15 protein-coding genes are annotated in these 17,209 nt (G+C 64.1%); 10 read left to right on the forward strand and 5 right to left on the reverse strand.

Annotated elements, in window-relative coordinates:
• Positions 1-21: 21 nt before the first annotated feature.
• Genes I6F09_RS20435 through fabI form a run of 3 tightly spaced genes read left to right on the forward strand, consistent with a single transcriptional unit; the run spans position 22 to position 2,989 of the window.
• The gene (locus tag I6F09_RS20435) at positions 22-984 is read left to right on the forward strand and encodes a phosphate acetyltransferase (RefSeq protein WP_036028001.1); all 963 of its coding nucleotides are present in this window, start codon (positions 22-24) and stop codon (positions 982-984) included.
• A gap of 5 nt (positions 985-989) precedes the next feature.
• Positions 990-2,204: an acetate/propionate family kinase gene (locus I6F09_RS20440; RefSeq protein WP_225188888.1), complete on the forward strand. Its 1,215-nt coding sequence runs from the start codon at positions 990-992 to the stop codon at positions 2,202-2,204.
• Positions 2,201-2,989, forward strand: coding sequence for an enoyl-ACP reductase FabI (gene fabI / locus I6F09_RS20445; RefSeq protein ID WP_025035483.1), 789 nt, complete (start codon positions 2,201-2,203; stop codon positions 2,987-2,989). Before I6F09_RS20440 ends, fabI begins: the two co-directional genes overlap by 4 nt.
• Positions 2,990-3,007: 18 nt before the next feature.
• Here the strand turns inward: fabI and I6F09_RS20450 are convergent, their stop codons facing one another.
• Entirely contained in the window at positions 3,008-3,607 is a 600-nt protein-coding gene (locus I6F09_RS20450; protein ID WP_225140824.1) for a hypothetical protein, read from the reverse strand.
• A complete protein-coding gene (locus tag I6F09_RS20455) occupies positions 3,604-4,530 on the reverse strand; it encodes an alpha/beta hydrolase (protein ID WP_225112858.1) in 927 nt (308 codons plus the stop codon). The genes I6F09_RS20450 and I6F09_RS20455 overlap by 4 nt, the downstream gene beginning before the upstream one ends.
• A gap of 132 nt (positions 4,531-4,662) precedes the next feature.
• On the opposite strand from I6F09_RS20455, the gene I6F09_RS20460 reads away from it, so the two are divergent.
• Both I6F09_RS20460 and I6F09_RS20465 read left to right on the forward strand, forming a co-directional pair.
• Positions 4,663-7,170: an alpha/beta hydrolase gene (locus tag I6F09_RS20460; protein WP_225188889.1), complete on the forward strand. Its 2,508-nt coding sequence runs from the start codon at positions 4,663-4,665 to the stop codon at positions 7,168-7,170.
• A 9-nt stretch (positions 7,171-7,179) separates the two neighbouring features.
• Positions 7,180-8,064 (forward strand): alpha/beta hydrolase, encoded by an 885-nt coding sequence (locus tag I6F09_RS20465; protein ID WP_109143791.1) that lies wholly within the window; start codon positions 7,180-7,182, stop codon positions 8,062-8,064.
• A 195-nt stretch (positions 8,065-8,259) separates the two neighbouring features.
• Here the strand turns inward: I6F09_RS20465 and I6F09_RS20470 are convergent, their stop codons facing one another.
• The 3 genes from I6F09_RS20470 to I6F09_RS20480 are packed head-to-tail and all read right to left on the reverse strand — an operon-like array spanning position 8,260 to position 10,032.
• On the reverse strand, positions 8,260-8,718 hold the full coding sequence (locus tag I6F09_RS20470) for a MaoC family dehydratase (protein WP_036039469.1): 459 nt from the start codon (positions 8,716-8,718) through the stop codon (positions 8,260-8,262).
• An 11-nt stretch (positions 8,719-8,729) separates the two neighbouring features.
• Positions 8,730-9,380, reverse strand: coding sequence for a 3-oxoacid CoA-transferase subunit B (locus tag I6F09_RS20475; RefSeq protein WP_035999398.1), 651 nt, complete (start codon positions 9,378-9,380; stop codon positions 8,730-8,732).
• 4 nt (positions 9,381-9,384) lie between these two features.
• Complete coding sequence (locus tag I6F09_RS20480; protein ID WP_035999395.1) at positions 9,385-10,032, reverse strand: CoA transferase subunit A; 648 nt, start codon at positions 10,030-10,032, stop codon at positions 9,385-9,387.
• A 456-nt stretch (positions 10,033-10,488) separates the two neighbouring features.
• Between I6F09_RS20480 and I6F09_RS20485 the strand changes: the two genes are divergently transcribed.
• From I6F09_RS20485 to I6F09_RS20505, 5 genes are all read left to right on the forward strand, one after another.
• Positions 10,489-10,671, forward strand: a complete 183-nt coding sequence (locus I6F09_RS20485; RefSeq protein WP_225141940.1) for a hypothetical protein — start codon at positions 10,489-10,491, stop codon at positions 10,669-10,671.
• 141 nt (positions 10,672-10,812) lie between these two features.
• Positions 10,813-11,475 carry a protein-L-isoaspartate O-methyltransferase gene (locus tag I6F09_RS20490; protein ID WP_036028010.1) on the forward strand — a complete coding sequence of 221 codons (663 nt, stop codon included), beginning with the start codon at positions 10,813-10,815 and terminating at the stop codon, positions 11,473-11,475.
• 204 nt (positions 11,476-11,679) lie between these two features.
• A complete protein-coding gene (locus I6F09_RS20495; protein WP_035999388.1) occupies positions 11,680-13,065 on the forward strand; it encodes a TolC family outer membrane protein in 1,386 nt (461 codons plus the stop codon).
• A 302-nt stretch (positions 13,066-13,367) separates the two neighbouring features.
• Positions 13,368-14,132, forward strand: coding sequence for a DUF2497 domain-containing protein (locus I6F09_RS20500; protein ID WP_057029343.1), 765 nt, complete (start codon positions 13,368-13,370; stop codon positions 14,130-14,132).
• A 151-nt stretch (positions 14,133-14,283) separates the two neighbouring features.
• A complete protein-coding gene (locus I6F09_RS20505) occupies positions 14,284-17,160 on the forward strand; it encodes a valine--tRNA ligase (RefSeq protein WP_225188890.1) in 2,877 nt (958 codons plus the stop codon).
• The last annotated feature ends 49 nt before the right edge of the window (positions 17,161-17,209 follow it).

Genomic DNA, 17,209 nt, shown 5'->3' on the forward strand with positions numbered 1-17,209 from the left:
GCAAGGATCGGGAGCGACATCATGTCAGCAGATGCGACGGCCACGCAGTCTCCCAGCAAGTATGATCGCCTGATCGCGGCGGCCAGGGCAATCCCGCCGACGCCGACCGTCGTGGTGCATCCCTGCGATGAGACATCCTTGCGCGGCGCCGTCGACAGCGCGTCTGCCGGCATCATCCGGCCGCTTCTGGTCGGACCGGAGCGGAAGATCCGGGATACGGCTGGCACGTTCGGCCTGGACATCTCGGGTTATGAGATCGTGGATGCCGCGCACAGCGACGAAGCCGCGGCGAGGGGTGTCGAATTGATCCATGCCGCGCGCGGCGAACTGCTCATGAAGGGCAGCCTTCACACCGACGAGCTGATGCGAGCCGTCACGGCCAAAGTCGGGGGATTGCGCACCGATCGGCGCATCAGCCACGTTTTCGTCATGGATGTGCCGGCCTACGCCGAGACGATCTTCGTCACTGACGCCGCAATCAACATCTTCCCCGATCTGGACGCCAAGCGGGACATCATTCAGAACGCGATCGATCTCTACAATCAGGCGGGCTTCGGCAAGTCGCCGCGGGTGGCCATCCTTTCCGCGGTCGAAACCGTCACATCGAAGATTCCATCCACGATCGAGGCCGCGGCGCTCTGCAAAATGGCGGATCGCGGCCAGATCACGGGCGGCGTGCTCGACGGGCCGCTCGCGTTCGACAACGCGATCGACCTCGAATCCGCACGGATCAAGGGCATCAAGTCCGAGGTGGCCGGCCGCGCTCAGATCCTGGTCGTGCCCGATCTCGAAGCGGGCAACATGCTGGCCAAGAACCTCGCCTATTTCGCCAAGGCCGACGGCGCCGGCATTGTGCTCGGCGCGCGCGTCCCCGTCGTCCTGACCTCGCGTGCGGACAGCCCAAGAGCGCGGATGGCGTCCTGCGCGGTTGCTGCACTTTATGCTCACGCGCGGCGCCAGAAGGCGCCGACAGTCGCGGCGTGACCGCCATGGACAGCATACTCGTCGTCAACGCCGGCTCCTCGAGCGTCAAGTTCCAGGTCTTTGCGGTCGAGGGTGAGGGCGTTCTGCGCCGCCTGATCAAGGGGCAGGTGGACGGCATCGGCAGCCGTCCGCGGTTGCGGGCGAGCAGGGCAGGCAATGATCCCATGGCGGACCGGGCCTATCCGATCGAGGCCATTCCGGACGTGCCGGCGGCGATGCAAGTCGCGGGGGAATGGCTGCGGAACGAGGCGCGCATCCATCCATTGGCGGTCGGGCATCGCGTCGTCCATGGCGGGCCGGATCATGAGCGGCCAATTCTCGTCGATCATGGCGTGGTGGCACGGCTAGAACGCTTCGTCACGTTAGCGCCACTGCATCAGCCGCACAATCTGGCGCCGATCCGCTCGATCCTGGCCAATTTCCCGACGATACCCCAGGTCGCGTGCTTCGACACCGCGTTTCACCGCACGCATGGTCCGCTGGCCGATCATTACGCCATCCCCTACCAGCTTCACGCCGAAGGTGTGCGACGCTACGGCTTTCACGGGCTCTCCTATGAGTACATCTCCAGGACCTTGCCCCAGATTGCGCCAGAGGTCGCAAAGCGCCGGGTGATTGTCGCCCATCTCGGCAGTGGCGCGTCGATGTGCGCGATGAAGAATGGGCTGAGCGTCGAGAGCACGATGGGATTCACCGCGCTCGATGGGCTGCCGATGGGCACGCGCCCGGGCCAGCTCGATCCGGGCGTCGTGCTGTACCTATTGTCCGAGAAGGGGATGACGCCATCGAAGGTGCAGGATTTTCTCTATCGCGATTGCGGATTGAAGGGGCTTTCCGGGCTCAGCAACGACATGCGCGAGCTGGAGGCGAGCACGGATCCGCAAGCGAAGCTGGCGGTGGACTATTTCGTCTATCGCATCGGCCTCAACGCCGGAATGCTGGCGGCGGCGTTGCAGGGGATCGATGCCTTCGTCTTCACCGCCGGCATCGGCGAGAACTCGAGCGGCATCCGCGCGCGTGTGGCGGAGCAGCTCGGCTGGCTTGGCGTGGCACTCGACCCGGCCGAGAACACGCGCCATTCGCGGCTGATATCGGCAAAGACGAGTCTCGTTCCGGTCTACGTCGTCCCGACGGACGAGGAGCTCATGATTGCGCAGCACACGCTGACGCTGTTGATGAACGGCCAATCGCCCAGCCCCAGAAAAGAGAGGGTGTCATGATTCCAGTATTTCCGGACAGCAAGGTCGCACTAAAGGGGAAGAAGGGCCTCGTCGTCGGCATCGCCAATGACCAATCGATCGCCTGGGGCTGCGCCAGGGCGTTTCGCGCGCTCGGAGCCGATCTCGCCGTCACCTATCTGAACGACCGCGCCAAGAAGCACGTCGAGCCGTTGGCGCAGGCCCTGGAAGCACCGATCTTCCTGCCGCTCGACGTCATGGTCGAAGGCCAGACTGAAGCGGTATTCGAGCGGATCAAGTCGGAGTGGGGGCAGCTCGATTTCCTGCTTCATTCCATCGCCTTTTCGCCGAAGGAAGCATTGCACGGCCGCGTCGTCGACGTCGGCCGCGACGGCTTTCTGAAGACCATGGACGTCTCCTGCTGGTCGTTCCTGCGGATGGCACATCTCGCCGAACCCCTGATGAAGAACGGCGGCACGATGTTCACCATGACCTATTACGGCAGCCAGATGGTGGTGGAGAACTATAACATCATGGGCGTTGCCAAGGCGGCGCTCGAAGCCGCGGTCCGCTATGCCGCTGCCGAGCTCGGTCCGAAGGGCATCCGCGTGCACGCGATCTCGCCAGGGCCGCTCGCCACCCGCGCGGCCTCGGGCATTCCGGAGTTCGATGAGCTAATGGACAAGGCGCAATCCAAGGCGCCCTCGCGCAGCCTCGTCAGCATCGACGATGTCGGCAACGCCACCGCGTTCCTGGCGCTCGACGGCGCTAAGCTGATCACCGGTGGAGTGCTCTATATCGACGGCGGCTATCACATCATCGATTGAGCGCGCAATCGCGCGTTGTCATGCCGGCGGTACGCCGATGCCGATGCACTCGAGTAATTCGCGCCAGAGCTTGCGGACGTCGGCGTGACGCTGCGCGAGCGCCGCACTGACCGCGTCGCGATGCGGCGCAAGGTCTGTGCTCTTCAGAAACAGAATCTGCGCCTGCAACAGCCGGCCACTCTCAAATTCGATCCGGCGTAGCGCCATAACAAAAGGATCCTGCGCATTGGCCTCGATCGGTAGGATCGCAGCCGGCCGTATGCCGGCATGCACGGCGTGGGCAAGCGCTGCGAGGTGAATCATTTGGGCAAGGCGAGGGTCTGCGATCCCTTCGACCGGTGCAGGCAGCCAGGCGGACTCCCAGGAGGCGAGCATGTAACCCAGGGAAGGATCCAGCACCCAGGACGTGGCGCGCAGCAGCAGCGAGACGATCTCGGTCTCGCGATAAAATTGAGCATTCAATTCGGTCTGCCATGCCGCGTCGAGCCTCGCGGGCAGCATGAAAGCGAATTGCCGAGCCAGGGCGCCGTGGGCCGAAATCAGGAATGCTGCGACCTTCGTCTGCTGGTTCGGTGGAATGCGACCGTCCGGCGCGACGGGACCGAGGAAGCCGCTCATGGCAGCGCTCGCTTGACCGGGATGGCACGCAGATGATCGTAGCCGGCAGGAAACGGCGTGAGCTCGCCGCCGGGCTGGTCCGGCGCCACCCAGACCGCTTGATTGCCCTGCCAGCGGCCGGCCAGCACGTCTTCGGCAAAGCGCGCCAGCAGATCGGCGGTCAGTGCCCCTTTCTCCAGCGTGAAGGCGTGATAGGCCCTGGGGATGATCACCAATGAGCTGTTCTGAATCTCGACACGCAATGTTTCGTGGAGAGCCCGCGGCGTCAGGAAATCGAACTCGCCGTTGAGAATCATGGTCGGAACGGCGATCGCGGACAGGCGCGGCGTGAGCGGCTGGAAGTCGAGGAAAGATTCCATCAGGTTTTGCAGCGCGTAGACGTCGTTGACCAGCCAACCTTGCCGCTTCACGCTCTCGAGCTTGTCCAGCAGTGGCTTCAGCCATTGGTCCGAGAGGTTCATGGGCAACAGGAGATCCTGGAGGTAACTCGTGCCACCGAGGATCAGGCCGGTCCGCAGCGCATTGCCAAGCAGCAAGAGTTGCGGCGACAGCTCCGCAAAGCAGCTCATCGGCACCAGCCCGGCCAGCCGCTTGCCATGCTCGATCGCATATCGCAGCGCGATCAGGCCGCCAAAGCTGATCCCGCTCAGAAAGATCGGACCGTCCCCGAGTTCGTCGATGAGGAGGCGCAGTGCAGCGACTTGATCGTCCTGGCTGATGAAGAGCCTCGGCTTGTCGGAGGCGCCCTGGCCGAGAAGATCGAAGGTCGCAACGCGAAAGCCTCGCGCCGACAAGGCCTCGCGATAGGCGCTCCACAGCTCGGAATATTGCGTCAGCCCGTTCACGAGAACATAGGCCGGTGCGCCCGCCGGCCCGTCGAGCTCATAGCGGATCCGATATGAGCCGTGGCTGAGGAAGGGCATCGCGAGGGTACCGCCGGTCTTTTGATGCCCGCGATGCTCGATTCCTCCGAGCGGATTCCATTGAGCTAGATCAAACCTTCCCCGGCCGCCCTGCCTAGCGTTTCAGGAAAATCTTCCAGGGAGGATCGCATCATGGCCGGACGAGATGCGTTGAATCGTTGCCTGTTGAGCCTGATCGTGCTGCTGCTCGGAACGGCGATCGCAACCGCACAGCCTTTCACGCGCCGTTCGTCGCAGGTGCAGCATGACGGGCTGAAGAAGACCTACGAGATCGCCAACTTCCGCCTGGGCGGCAAGTACGACCTGACCGACCCTTCCAAATGGGAGAACGGCGGCGAGGGCGGCGTCACGCTGGAATCGCTCGGGGCCGGCAAGCTGCGCACGGCTTACATCGCCGTCGGCAACGCAAGGCGCAACGGGGCGGGCGAGATCACCAATGCCATCGTGATCAACTCCTATTATTCCGGCGATTCCACCGACATGTACGAACAGTGGGTCAAGGGTGCGGCGTTGTCGGGTGGCGTACCCATCATTGGTCCGGGCCGGCCGATCGATACGGATCGTTACTATGTCATCATGGTCGATCCGCTCGGCACTTGGGGCGCGAGCAAGCCATCCGACGGCCTAGGCATCAAGTTTCCGCAATACAGCTACTACGACATGGTGCAGGCGAACTACCGCCTGCTGCGCGACGAGCTGAAGGTCGCGCGCGTCGCGCTGGTGACCGGCGTCTCCATGGGTGGCACGCAGACCTACGTCTGGGGCGTGATGCATCCGGAATATGTCAGCGCCCTGATGCCGATCGGCGGCACCACGCAATCGGATGGCGACGACCCGGTCGGCAACTGGACTTTCCAGATGATGACAGCCGCGATCCAGGGCGATCCGGTCTGGCAGGCGACCGAGGGCGACTATTACAAGCTCCCGAAGGAAAAGCATCCGGTGCCGGGCGTGGCCTTCGGCTGGTCGATCCTTGGCATGACGGGTTATGACTTTTCCTTCCGCACGACCCAGAACTGGGCGGCGGTACAGCCCGAGATCTTCTATTGGGATCCGCCGAACGAGAAGGCCGGCCTCAACGTCATTAATCGCGCCAAGCTCTACGACGCCGTCGACCTCGTCTGGCGCAATCGGGTCGGCGAGACCCATAACGTCAATCCCTATCTCGGTCGCATTCAGGCTCGCACGCTGGTGATGCACATCACCAACGACCTCTGGCTCAACTTCAAGCTGGCGCAGAAGGCTGTCGATCGCGTGCCCGGCGCTGATCTTATCGCACAGGAGAGCCCCGTCGCGCACTACGGCGTGTTCCCGATCATCAACCAGCGCAAGAACGATCCGAAGTTCGTCGCCTTCATGGATGACGTGGCGGCCCTCGATCGCGCCCAGAAATTCTTCGACAAGAATTACCGCGTGCCCGGCGTCGCCCAGACGATCGATCCCAAGAAGTCGTTCTGGAAGGCCTACGTGACCTATCCCTATCCGGTCAAATTCGGCAGTGCCAAGGACAAGAGCGGCAACTCCTGGGAAATCGGCTACATGGACGAGTATGCCGGCACCGACAAGGATCCGAAGGTGCTCGTCATCATCCACGGCAAGGGCGCGTTCGGCGGCCATTACGGCAACATCATGCAGTATGCGCTGCGCAGCGGCCTGCGCGTGATCGTGCCGGACCTACCGCATTACGGCATGTCGGGGCCCGGCAATCTCGACAAGAATCCCGCTCGCACCATGCAGGACATGCGCGAGGTGATCTACGACCTCGTGGTCAACCAGCTCGGAGTCAAGAAGGCGTACTATCTCGGCCACTCGCTCGGCGGCCAGTTCGTCGTGGGCTACGCCCTGACCTGGCCTGATGCGGTGCAGGGCCTCGCCTTGGAGGCGCCGTCCGGCCTCGAGGAATATCCGCGCGAGATCACCATTGCCAAGGACAAGAAGGCGCCTCTGTTCGCCGACGGTCTCGGCCGAGACTTCGACAAGTGGAAGCAGGTCTGGGACCAGACCGGTATTCTCGCTGCGGAAAAGGCGCGGAGCGAGCAGAACGTCCGCGACTTCTTCTACTTCAAGAAACGTGATCCGGACACCGGCGTGGTATCGGCTGCGAAGAGCGGATACTTCTTCAACGACAGCGAATATGCCCGTTTCCATACCGAGCAACGCGCCGGGCTTACCAAGGGCAACCCGAAGGAGCTCGATCAGTGGTGCAACGTCTTCATCTTCGACATCTACACGATCGGTGCTGAGCTCCAGCAGGATGACCCGAAGAACCTCTATGAGCGGGTCACCCAGATCAAAGCGCCGATCTTCCTGGCGTTCGGCGACAAGGAGCCGTTCATTCCGACGCCTGCGTTCAACGGCCTGACGGACCTCGGCCGCGACGTCATCACGCCGTTCATGACGCGTATGACCAATGCCGGCAACCGGCCGATGCTCAAGATCTATCCGGAGACCGGACACTTCATCCACACCGACAATCCAGTGGAATACGCTGCCGATGTCGTGGATTTCGTGACCAACGGGGAGGTGGACACATCATCGCCGCTCGGAACCGATCGCATGATCAAGGGCGCCGTCGTCTCTGCCTTGCCAGTGGCGCCGACACCGCCTGGAGCGGCTCCGACGGCTGGCCTCAACAAGTAGGGCCCGGCGATGCCAAGGGTGCAGGCGGGCGAACTCCGACTCGGCTGGCGGGAGTGGGGAGGAGGCGACGTCACCGTCGTCTTCATCCACGGAAATCTCGCCAGCAAGGACTGGATCGAGCTCGCCGCGCCATTGTTTCCGATCGGGCTCCGTGTGGTTGCAATCGATTGGCGCGGCTGTGGCGACAGCGACCGGCCGAAGCCGTCGGCCGACTATTCCAACTACTCCATGCGGCAGCACGCCGAGGACATGCTGGCGGCGCTCGATACGCTCGGGATCGGCTATTGCCATCTCGCGACACATTCCACCGGCGGCATCATCGCCGCCAGAATGCTGCTCGAGCAGCCGCAGCGCTTCGGCCGTGTGTTCGCGCTCGATCCGGTAACGCCGCTCGGCATGGCCTTCGATGCCGATCAGATCGGATTATTCAGGGCCATGATGTCGAGCAAGGAGCTGACGCGGTCCGTGATGGCTACAGCCGCTTCTTCGCTGTTCGTCCCGGAGAGCATGGGGCCGAACATGGTCCCTCGCTTTCGCGAGGGGCTGGGAGAGATCCAGACGCTGTTCGATCGGATCATCGAGCAGACCTTCGGCGTATCGGAGGGGATCTGGATCGGCACGCCGGTGAACCTGACGCGGGAGAAGGAGAGCCGTGAGCTGGAGCGCCGTATGTCCGAGATCCGGCATCCGCACCTCGTGTTGTGGGGCGAGCGGGACGGTTGGATCGCGCCGGCCGATCTCCGTGCTATGGCCGAAGCGATGCCGGATTGCCGGCTGGTCATCGTGCCAGGCGTAGGGCATTCGATGAACCTCGAATCGCCGGCACTTTATGCAGGCTATTTCGGCGCCTGGTTCGGAGGACGTGCCGCGTCACCATCCACGGCGCCAAGCTGATCCCCGGCGGGGCCTCGACGTCGACGGCGGCACCACATCGTCGATTGACGCGCTGAGCAGTCCGGGTCCCATGATCGATGGTGACATATTGCCAGTGTTTTGCCCGACGGAGCAACCGGTTCCGGGCGAACAGGAAACATCCGTCAAATCAGCCCCATGTCTACTGTGCATGGGGTTGTTTTTCGACTCTTTGACTCAGCGATAGTGCAGAGCGATCAATTCGGCGACACAGGCCGGCCTTTTGCCGCCCTCGATCTCGATCACGAGGTGGTAGTTGACGCGCAGCCCGTCCGGCGGCACGTCCTCCGCTTCCGCGATCGTGACCCGGCCGCGCAGCTTCGAGCCGGCCGGAACCGGCGCGAGATATCGGATGCGGTCAGCACCGTAATTCAGCGTGTTGCGCAGCCCCTTCAGGCCGATGACCGAGCGGATGAACAGCGGGGCAAGGGCAAGCGAGAGCAGGCCATGGGCGATGGTCTTGCCGCCCGGCATCTCCTGCTTGGCGCGCTCCTGGTCGACATGGATCCACTGCTCGTCGCAGGTCGCCTCGGCGAACTGGTTGATGCGGTCCTGCGTGATCTCGATCCAGTCGCTGGCGCCGATCTCGGTGCCGATTGCGGATTTGATCTCGTTGAAGTCGCTGAATATTCGCATGGTTGACCTGTTCAGAGCTTCATTTCCGGAACATTGTCGGGAATGGCGAGCTCGGCCTCCGTCAAGGCCATGACCTCGCCGACGCTGATGCCGGGTGCTGTTTCCAGCAACGTCGCCTTGCCGTCGGGAAAACCGATCACGGCCATGTCGGTCACGACAAGGTTGACGGGGCGTGCCGAGGTCAGCGGCAGCGAGCATTTCACCACGATCTTCGACTTGCCCTTGGCCGCGTGCTGCATGGCGACGATCACGCGCTTGGCGCCGGTGACGAGGTCCATTGCGCCGCCCATGCCCGGGACCATCTTGCCCGGGATCATCCAGTTCGCGAGATGGCCATGCGCATCGACCTGGAGACCGCCGAGCACGGTGACATCGACGTGGCCGCCGCGGATCAGGCCGAACGACATCGCGCTGTCGAAGGTGGAGGCGCCCGGCAGCGCGCTGATCGGGCGTCCGCCGGCATCGGTGAGCGTCGGATGCGCCATCCCCTGCTCGGGAATCGGCCCGGTGCCGATCAATCCGTTCTCGGACTGGAAGAAGACCTTCAGGTCCGACGGCACATAATTGGCGACCAGGGTCGGAATGCCGATGCCGAGATTGACGAGATTGCCGCTCCTCAGCTCCTTGGCGACACGCCGGGCGATGATGATCTGGGGATCCATGATGTCACCCGTTGGTGATGAGATAGTCGACGAGCGGCGCGGGGGTGACGACGTGATCGGGCGCGATCACGCCGACCGGGACGATATGCTCCGCCGTCACGATGACGGTGTCGGCTGCCATCGCCATGACCGGGTTGAAATTGCGCGAGGTGAGGGCGTAGGCGAGGTTGCCGAGGTAGTCGGCCAGGAAGGCGTGCACCAATGCGAATTGCGCCCGCAGCGCCGTTTCCAGCAGGAACGGCTTGCCGTCGACTTCGATCTGGCGCTTGCCTTCGGCCACCAGCGTTCCGACCCCGGTCGGCGTCAGCACCCCGCCGAGACCGCACCCGCCGGCGCGGATGCGTTCGACGAAGGTGCCTTGCGGCACGAGGTCGACCGCGATCTGGTTCGCCAGCATCTGCTGCTGCGCCTTCGGATTGAGACCGATATGCGTTGCCGTCAGCTTCGACACCAGTGCCTGATCGAACAGCTTGCCGACGCCCTTGCCGGGCGTGGCCGCGTCATTCGAGATCAGGGTCAGACCCGTCTTCCTCTGGCGCACGACTTCGTCGAGCAGCCGCTCCGGCGTTCCAACTCCCATGAAGCCGCCAACCATGACGCTGGCGCCCGCCGGGATCATCGCAACGGCTTCTTCGACGGAAACAGCCTTCATGATCGAAACTCCCGGTCGCCCGACGATGGGCTGAAGGGCGGTAATGTGTGGATGTTGGCGGGCGGGCGACGGGCTCCCTTGATCTGGGTCAAGGCGCCCGGATCGTTGCGCGCCGTCAGCGCGCCCTGTCCAACGTGAACGCATGGTAGGCCTTGGGAATGATTTGGGAACCTGGACGCTGAGGCGCGCTAAAGGGCTCAAGAGAAACCGACGCTTCCGTAACAAAACCGGATCCAGTCCGGAGAGCCGAATCTTACTAAATTCAAAAGCTTGCGCTTGCATCCTAATGCGGCCTGCTATGTGCCTTGCCTGAAATCTAGAGCGAAGCACCGGGGTGCAGCACGGAATCGCGCTCGAACACCTGTGCGTCGGCGAGGTCCCGCCATTCGGACGGCGCCAAAACGACTCAATTTACGTCGAGCGTGGATCTGCCGGACACTCGCGGAGCTGATTCCCATGCCAGACATCAACAAGGTCGACCGTTCTGATTTGGCCCCCTCGATTCTGCCGGCCGGCATCCCCGAGCTCAGCGACGATGAATGCCTCGCTTGTCTCGCGCGCGCAGTCGAGGCGCCGGATTCGGCGCGGCTTGACGAGGTCGCTGGCCTCATTGGCCGCCTGGCAGTCGCCATCGAATAGGGCCGGCCCGGCCCTCCATCAGGAGAGGTTGCGGAGGGCGAAACGCGCATCGCCAACCGCTATGTTGCGTTTTGACCGAGCATGCTCCAAAAGATGCCGCGATTTTTCTCCGCGGCATCGTCCGCATTGCAGGGTCCGCAAATGTCCGGTTTTTCGACCGCGCGCCAAAAAATGGTCGATGGCCAGGTGCGCACCAATGACGTCACCGACCGTCGTGTTCTCGATGCCATGCTCACGGTGCCGCGCGAGGCCTTCGTGCCGGCCGGCCGGCAGGCGCTGGCTTACCTCGATCTCGACCTCGACGTCAGCGAAGGCGCCGCCAAGCGGTTCCTGATCAAGCCGGCGCTGACCGGCAAGCTGCTCCAGGCCGCCGAGATCGGCGCGGATGACAACGTGCTGGTCGTCGGCTGCGCCACCGGCTATCTCGCCGCACTGGCCGCCAAGCTCGCGCGTCAGGTCACGGCGACCGAGTGCGATTCGGCTTTGGCGGCCAAGGCCAGCGACGCCTTCGCCGCCCAGGGGCTTGCCAATGTCGCCTGCAAGGCGGCGGCCTGCACCGAGGGGGACCCTGCTGCTGCCCCCTATGATGTGATTCTCCTCAACGGCGCGGCCGAGGTGATGCCGGAAGCGCTGCTCGGGCAGCTGAAGGAGGGTGGGCGCCTGGTGGGGGTGTCGGCCGAATCGAGGCCGCCGCGCGCCACGATCGTGACCCGTACCCACGGCGAATTCGGTCATCGGACCCTGTTCGACGCCGCCGCCCCGGTGCTTCCCGGGCTGGAACGGGCGGCTGCCTTTGTCTTCTGACGGCCCCAAAGCCGCCCCAAATCCCGTTCTGAATCAGAAGTGTGGCCGGGATGCTGCACGCGAAGAGTTTCCACTGAGAACCACCCCCAGGTAGTTCCGTCGCGCTTGACCGCGTCCTATGTTGCGGCGGGGCAACGACTCCATTGGTACGGTACCCCGGCTCGCGGGCACGAGCAGGGCGCTAGAACGAACGGAATTTCACGGATGCATGGGGTGAAGCTCTTCACCGGAGCTGCGGTTTCGGTCCTGCTGCTGGCGCTTGCCGGGCCGACACCTGCCTTGGCGGATACGATCGAGGGCGCGCTGGTGCGCGCCTATCAGAACAACCCGCAGCTCAACGCACAGCGTGCCCAGGTGCGCTCGACTGACGAGGGCGTGCCTCAGGCTTTGTCGGGCTATCGCCCGAGGGTCAATCTGACAGCGACCGGTGGCTATTCATATCAAGATTTGCAGAGTGCCCCGGGGACCAACTCAGTCTACGGAACGAGGGTGCCTCGCAGCATTGGCGTGACGGCGACACAGACGCTCTACAATGGCAACCAGACCGCCAACCGGACCCGCGCGGCGGAGAGCCAGGTGTCCGGTACGCGTGAAGCGCTGCGCGGTATGGATCAGAGCGTACTGCTGAGCGCCGCGACGACCTACATGGACTATCTGCGGGATGCCGCCACGCTCGAAGTCCAGCGCAGCAACGTGCGCGTCCTCGAGCAGACACTGAAGCAGACCCGCGACCGCTTCAATGTCGGCGAAGTGACCCGCACCGACGTCGCCCAATCGGAAGCGCAACTGGCGGCCGGGAGGACCCAGGCGCTCACCGCTGAAGCGAATCTGACGACGACCCGCGCGAACTACCGTCGCATCATCGGCAACGAGCCCACGAATCTTGCGCCCGGCTCGCCTGTCGATCGGTTTCTGCCTCAGACGCTGGCTTCCGCCATCGAGCTCGGCCTGATCGAGCACCCCAACGTGACGGCCGCCATGTACGGCATCGACGTCAATTATCTGCAGGTCAAGATCAATGAAGGAGCGTTGCTGCCGACACTTTCGGTTCAGGCAACGGCCCAGCGGGCCGACGAACAATCCTTGATTCAGATGCGTTCGTACACCGCATCGGCGATCGCGCAGCTCACCGTGCCGATCTATAATGGCGGTGGTGAATATTCGCTGATCCGCCAGTCCAAGGAGAACCTGGCGCAGCAGCGGCTCAACCTCGAAACGACTCGCGACCAGACCCGCGCGACCATTGTGCAATGGTGGGGCTCGCTGCAGGCCACCAAGGCGCAGGTGCAGTCGGCTCAGGCGCAGGTGACGGCGTCCGAGATCGCCCTGAACGGCGTCCGCGAGGAGGCCAAGGCCGGCCAGCGCACCACGCTGGACGTGCTCAATGCGCAGCAGGCGCTGGTGAACGCGCGCGTTGCGTTGGTGACCGCGCAGCACGATCGCGTGGTCGCATCGTATAACGTCCTCGCGGCGGTCGGGCGTCTATCGCCGCAGGTCCTCGGCCTTGCGACTACGACCTACGACCCCAGCGTTCACTATCATCAGGTGCGGGACAGCTGGGCGGGTGTGCGCACGCCTGACGGCCGCTGATTCCCGTAATCATCCGGTCGATCTCGCCAATAGCCGAGGTCGACCGGTGCTTTGCTTGCAATCGTCAAAATCCCTGACATAGCCTTGCCAAGATGATGCGGGTCGATTCGCCCGCGTTGATGTCGTGTGCGTAACGCTTCGACGCCGGGGCAGGGGCGCACCGCTGCGCGTCGAGCCGTGATCTGGGGACAAGTCGGGCTGCGGCGACGAAAATGGCGGACCCATCGTTGCGGAACCGGCCAATCCTGCCGTGCTTGGTGTAAAACAACGCATGCGAGGGCGTTGATGATGTGGAGTCGGAGATGACGCAGCCTGCAAAGGTCACAGAACCCTCGATGGAGGAGATTCTGGCCTCGATCCGGCGCATCATTGCCGACGACGAGGCAAAGCCCCCGCCGGCTGAGGCCGCCAAGCCCGAGAAGGCTGCTGCGCCCGCCGCGCCGCCGAAGCCGCAGGCGATGAACGACATTCCGCCATCCAAGGTCGCTCCGCCTAAACCCGCCGCCGAGAAGCCGGCACCGCCGCCGGCTGCAAAGCCGGCGCCGCCACCTGCGCCGGCGCCCGCGGCGGACGCATCCAACAGCCAGGACGATATCGACGCGTTGCTGGCGGGTCTCGATGCGGCCACACCTACGCCGGAGGTCCGCGCGCCCGAGCCAGAGCCCGAGCCTGAGCCCGACGTGCTCGAACTGACCGACGACATGGCGATGGACCCGACGCCACCTCCGCCGCCGCCGACCTTCCGCAAGGTCGAGCCACGCGACGATCTCGAATTCGCCGAGCCGCCGCGTCCCGCCCCGCCGCCGTCCTACGCGCCGGTGGACTTCGACGCGCCGCCGCTGCCCCCGCAGCAGCCGATCCTCGCGCAATCGACGGTCTCCGCGGTCGAATCCGCCTTCAACTCCCTGGCCCATACGGTGCTCAGCAGCAATGCGCGGACGCTGGAGGACCTGGTCAAGGAGATGCTGCGGCCGATGCTGAAGTCCTGGCTCGACGACAACCTGCCCGGCCTGGTTGAACGCATCGTGAAGGCCGAAATCGAGCGGGTCTCGCGCGGCGGCCGCTGAGGGCGGCCGAAGGGCCCTCATAAAGCCCGGCTTGGGCGTCATATTCGGGCGCCGGACCGGGCTGGAAAGCGCTGTTGCCGCCTCGTTTTCCCTGACGTTTTCGTTGACTTTTCGTTGACTTGGCCCCCTCGCGCGGCTTTCTAGCAGCCCCATGATCGAGAAAAATTACCAGCCCGCCGATATCGAAACCCGCATGTCCGTGGTGTGGGAGGACAGCCTTGCGTTCAAGGCTGGCCGGCCCGACCGCCGTGATGCCGTGCCCTTCACCATCGTGATCCCGCCGCCGAACGTGACGGGCTCGCTGCACATGGGTCACGCCCTCAACAACACGCTGCAGGACATCCTTTGCCGGTTCGAGCGCATGCGGGGCCGCGACGTGCTGTGGCAGCCCGGCACCGACCATGCCGGCATCGCCACCCAGATGGTGGTCGAGCGGCAGCTGATGGAGCGCCAGCAGCCCGGTCGCCGCGAGATGGGCCGCGAGAAGTTTCTGGAGCGGGTCTGGCAGTGGAAGGCCGAGAGTGGCGACACCATCATCAACCAGCTCAAGCGCCTCGGTGCGTCCTGCGACTGGTCGCGCGAGCGCTTCACCATGGACGAGGGCCTGTCGAAGGCCGTCGTCAAGGTCTTCGTCGAGCTGCACCGTGAGGGCCTGATCTACAAGGACAAGCGGCTGGTGAACTGGGACACCAAGCTGCTCACCGCGATCTCCGATCTCGAAGTGCAGCAGACGGAAGTGAAGGGCCACCTCTGGTATCTGCGCTATCCGATCGAGGGCAAGACGTTCAACCCCGAGGATCCCTCGAGCTTCATCGTGGTCGCCACCACGCGACCCGAGACCATGCTCGGCGATACCGGCGTGGCCGTGCATCCGGAGGATGATCGCTACCAGCAGCTGATCGGCAAGAACGTCGTCCTGCCGCTGGTCGGCCGCAAGATCAAAATCGTCGCCGACGAGTATTCCGATCCCGAGAAGGGATCGGGCGCTGTGAAGGTGACGCCGGCGCACGACTTCAACGATTTCGAGGTCGGCAATCGCCACGGGCTGCGCCGGATCAGCGTGCTCGACAGGGAAGGCTGTCTCGATCTCCTCGACAACGAGGATTATCTGCGCGACCTGCCCGAAGGCGCTGCGCAATTCGCCGAGGAATTCCACAAGGTCGACCGCTTCGCTGCGCGCAAGCGCATCGTCGAGCGGCTGGAATCGTTCGGCTTCGTCGAACGGATCGAGCCGCACACCCACATGGTGCCGCACGGCGATCGTTCCAACAGCGTGATCGAGCCCTACCTGACCGACCAGTGGTACGTCGACGCCAAGACGCTGGCGAGACCTGCGATCGCGGCGGTGCGTTCGGGCGAAACGACGTTCGTGCCGAAGAACTGGGAAAAGACCTATTACGAGTGGATGGAGAACATCCAGCCCTGGTGCATCTCGCGTCAGCTCTGGTGGGGCCATCAGATTCCGGCCTGGTACGGCCCTGACGGCAAGGTGTTCGTCGCCGAGACCGAGGAGGAGGCCATCAGCCACGCGCTCGGCTATTACGTCGAGCAGGAGGTCATTACGCCCGAGCAGGGCCGCGAGATGGCGCTCGACCGCAACAAGCGGGAAGGCTTCATCACGCGCGATGAGGACGTGCTCGACACCTGGTTCTCCTCGGCGCTGTGGCCGTTCTCGACGCTCGGCTGGCCCGACGAGACGCCCGAGGTGCAGCGCTATTATCCGACCAATGCGCTGGTGACCGGCTTCGACATCATCTTCTTCTGGGTCGCCCGCATGATGATGATGGGCCTGCACTTCATGAAGGAAGTACCGTTCTCGACCATCTACATCCACGCCCTCGTCCGCGACGAGAAGGGCGCCAAGATGTCGAAGTCGAAGGGCAACGTCATCGATCCCCTCCACCTGATCGACGAATACGGCGCCGACGCGCTGCGCTTCACCCTGGCCGCGATGGCGGCGCAGGGGCGCGACATCAAGCTCGCCACCAGCCGCGTCGAAGGCTACCGCAATTTCGCGACCAAGCTCTGGAACGCGTGCCGGTTCGCGGAGATGAACCACTGCGCCGTGCCTGATGGTTTCGAGCCGGCGAAGGCAAAGGAGACGCTGAACCGGTGGATCGCGCATGAGACCGCCCACACCACGCGCGAGGTGACCGAGGCGATCGAAGCTTATCGCTTCAACGATGCAGCCGGCAGCATCTATCGCTTCGTCTGGAACGTCTATTGCGACTGGTATGTCGAGCTCGCCAAGCCCGTGCTGCTCGGTCCGGACAACCCTGCCAAGGACGAGACCCGCGCCATGGTCGCTTGGGCGCGCGACGAGATCCTGAAGCTGCTGCATCCCTTCATGCCCTTCATCACCGAAGAGCTGTGGGAGGTGACGGCAAAACGCGACGGCCTGCTCGCATTGGCGCCGTGGCCGCTGAAGCCGGTCGAGCCGACGCCGGAGCAGCTCGCGATGCTTGCGGCGACCACGGGACCGACCGATGCGCTGGTCTCGCCGGCCTGGGTGCTGCCGATCTTCGATCATGCCGACTTCACCGATCCGGCTGCCGAAGCCGAGATCGGCTGGGTCATCGACCTCGTCACGCAGATCCGCTCGGTGCGAGCCGAGATGAATATCGCGCCGGCAACGCTGACGGCGCTGGTGCTCGCAGGCGCTTCGGCCGAAACCAAGGAGCGCGCGCCGCGCTGGACCGATGTCATCAAGCGTATGGCGCGGCTGTCGGACATCTCGTTCGCCGACCGCGCGCCTGACGGCGCTGTCCAACTGCTGGTGCGCGGCGAGGTCGCCGCGCTGCCGCTCAAGGGCGTGATCGACGTCGCCGCCGAGCGCACGCGTCTCGACAAGGAGATCGCCAAGGCCGAGGCCGACATCAAGCGCGCCGAGTCGAAGCTGGCGAACGAGAAGTTCGTCGCCAACGCGGCCGAGGAGGTCGTCGAGGAGGAGCGCGAAAAGCGCGAGGCGGCGCTGGCGCGCAAGGCCAAGCTGCTCGAGGCGATGGAGCGGCTGAAGCAGGCGTCTTAGAGCATGATCCGGAAAAGTGTGCAGCGGTTTTCCGGAAAGATCATGCTCA

Origin of the sequence: Bradyrhizobium sp. IC3195 (genome assembly GCF_020193585.1) — a bacterium.
Classification (GTDB): domain Bacteria; phylum Pseudomonadota; class Alphaproteobacteria; order Rhizobiales; family Xanthobacteraceae; genus Bradyrhizobium; species Bradyrhizobium yuanmingense.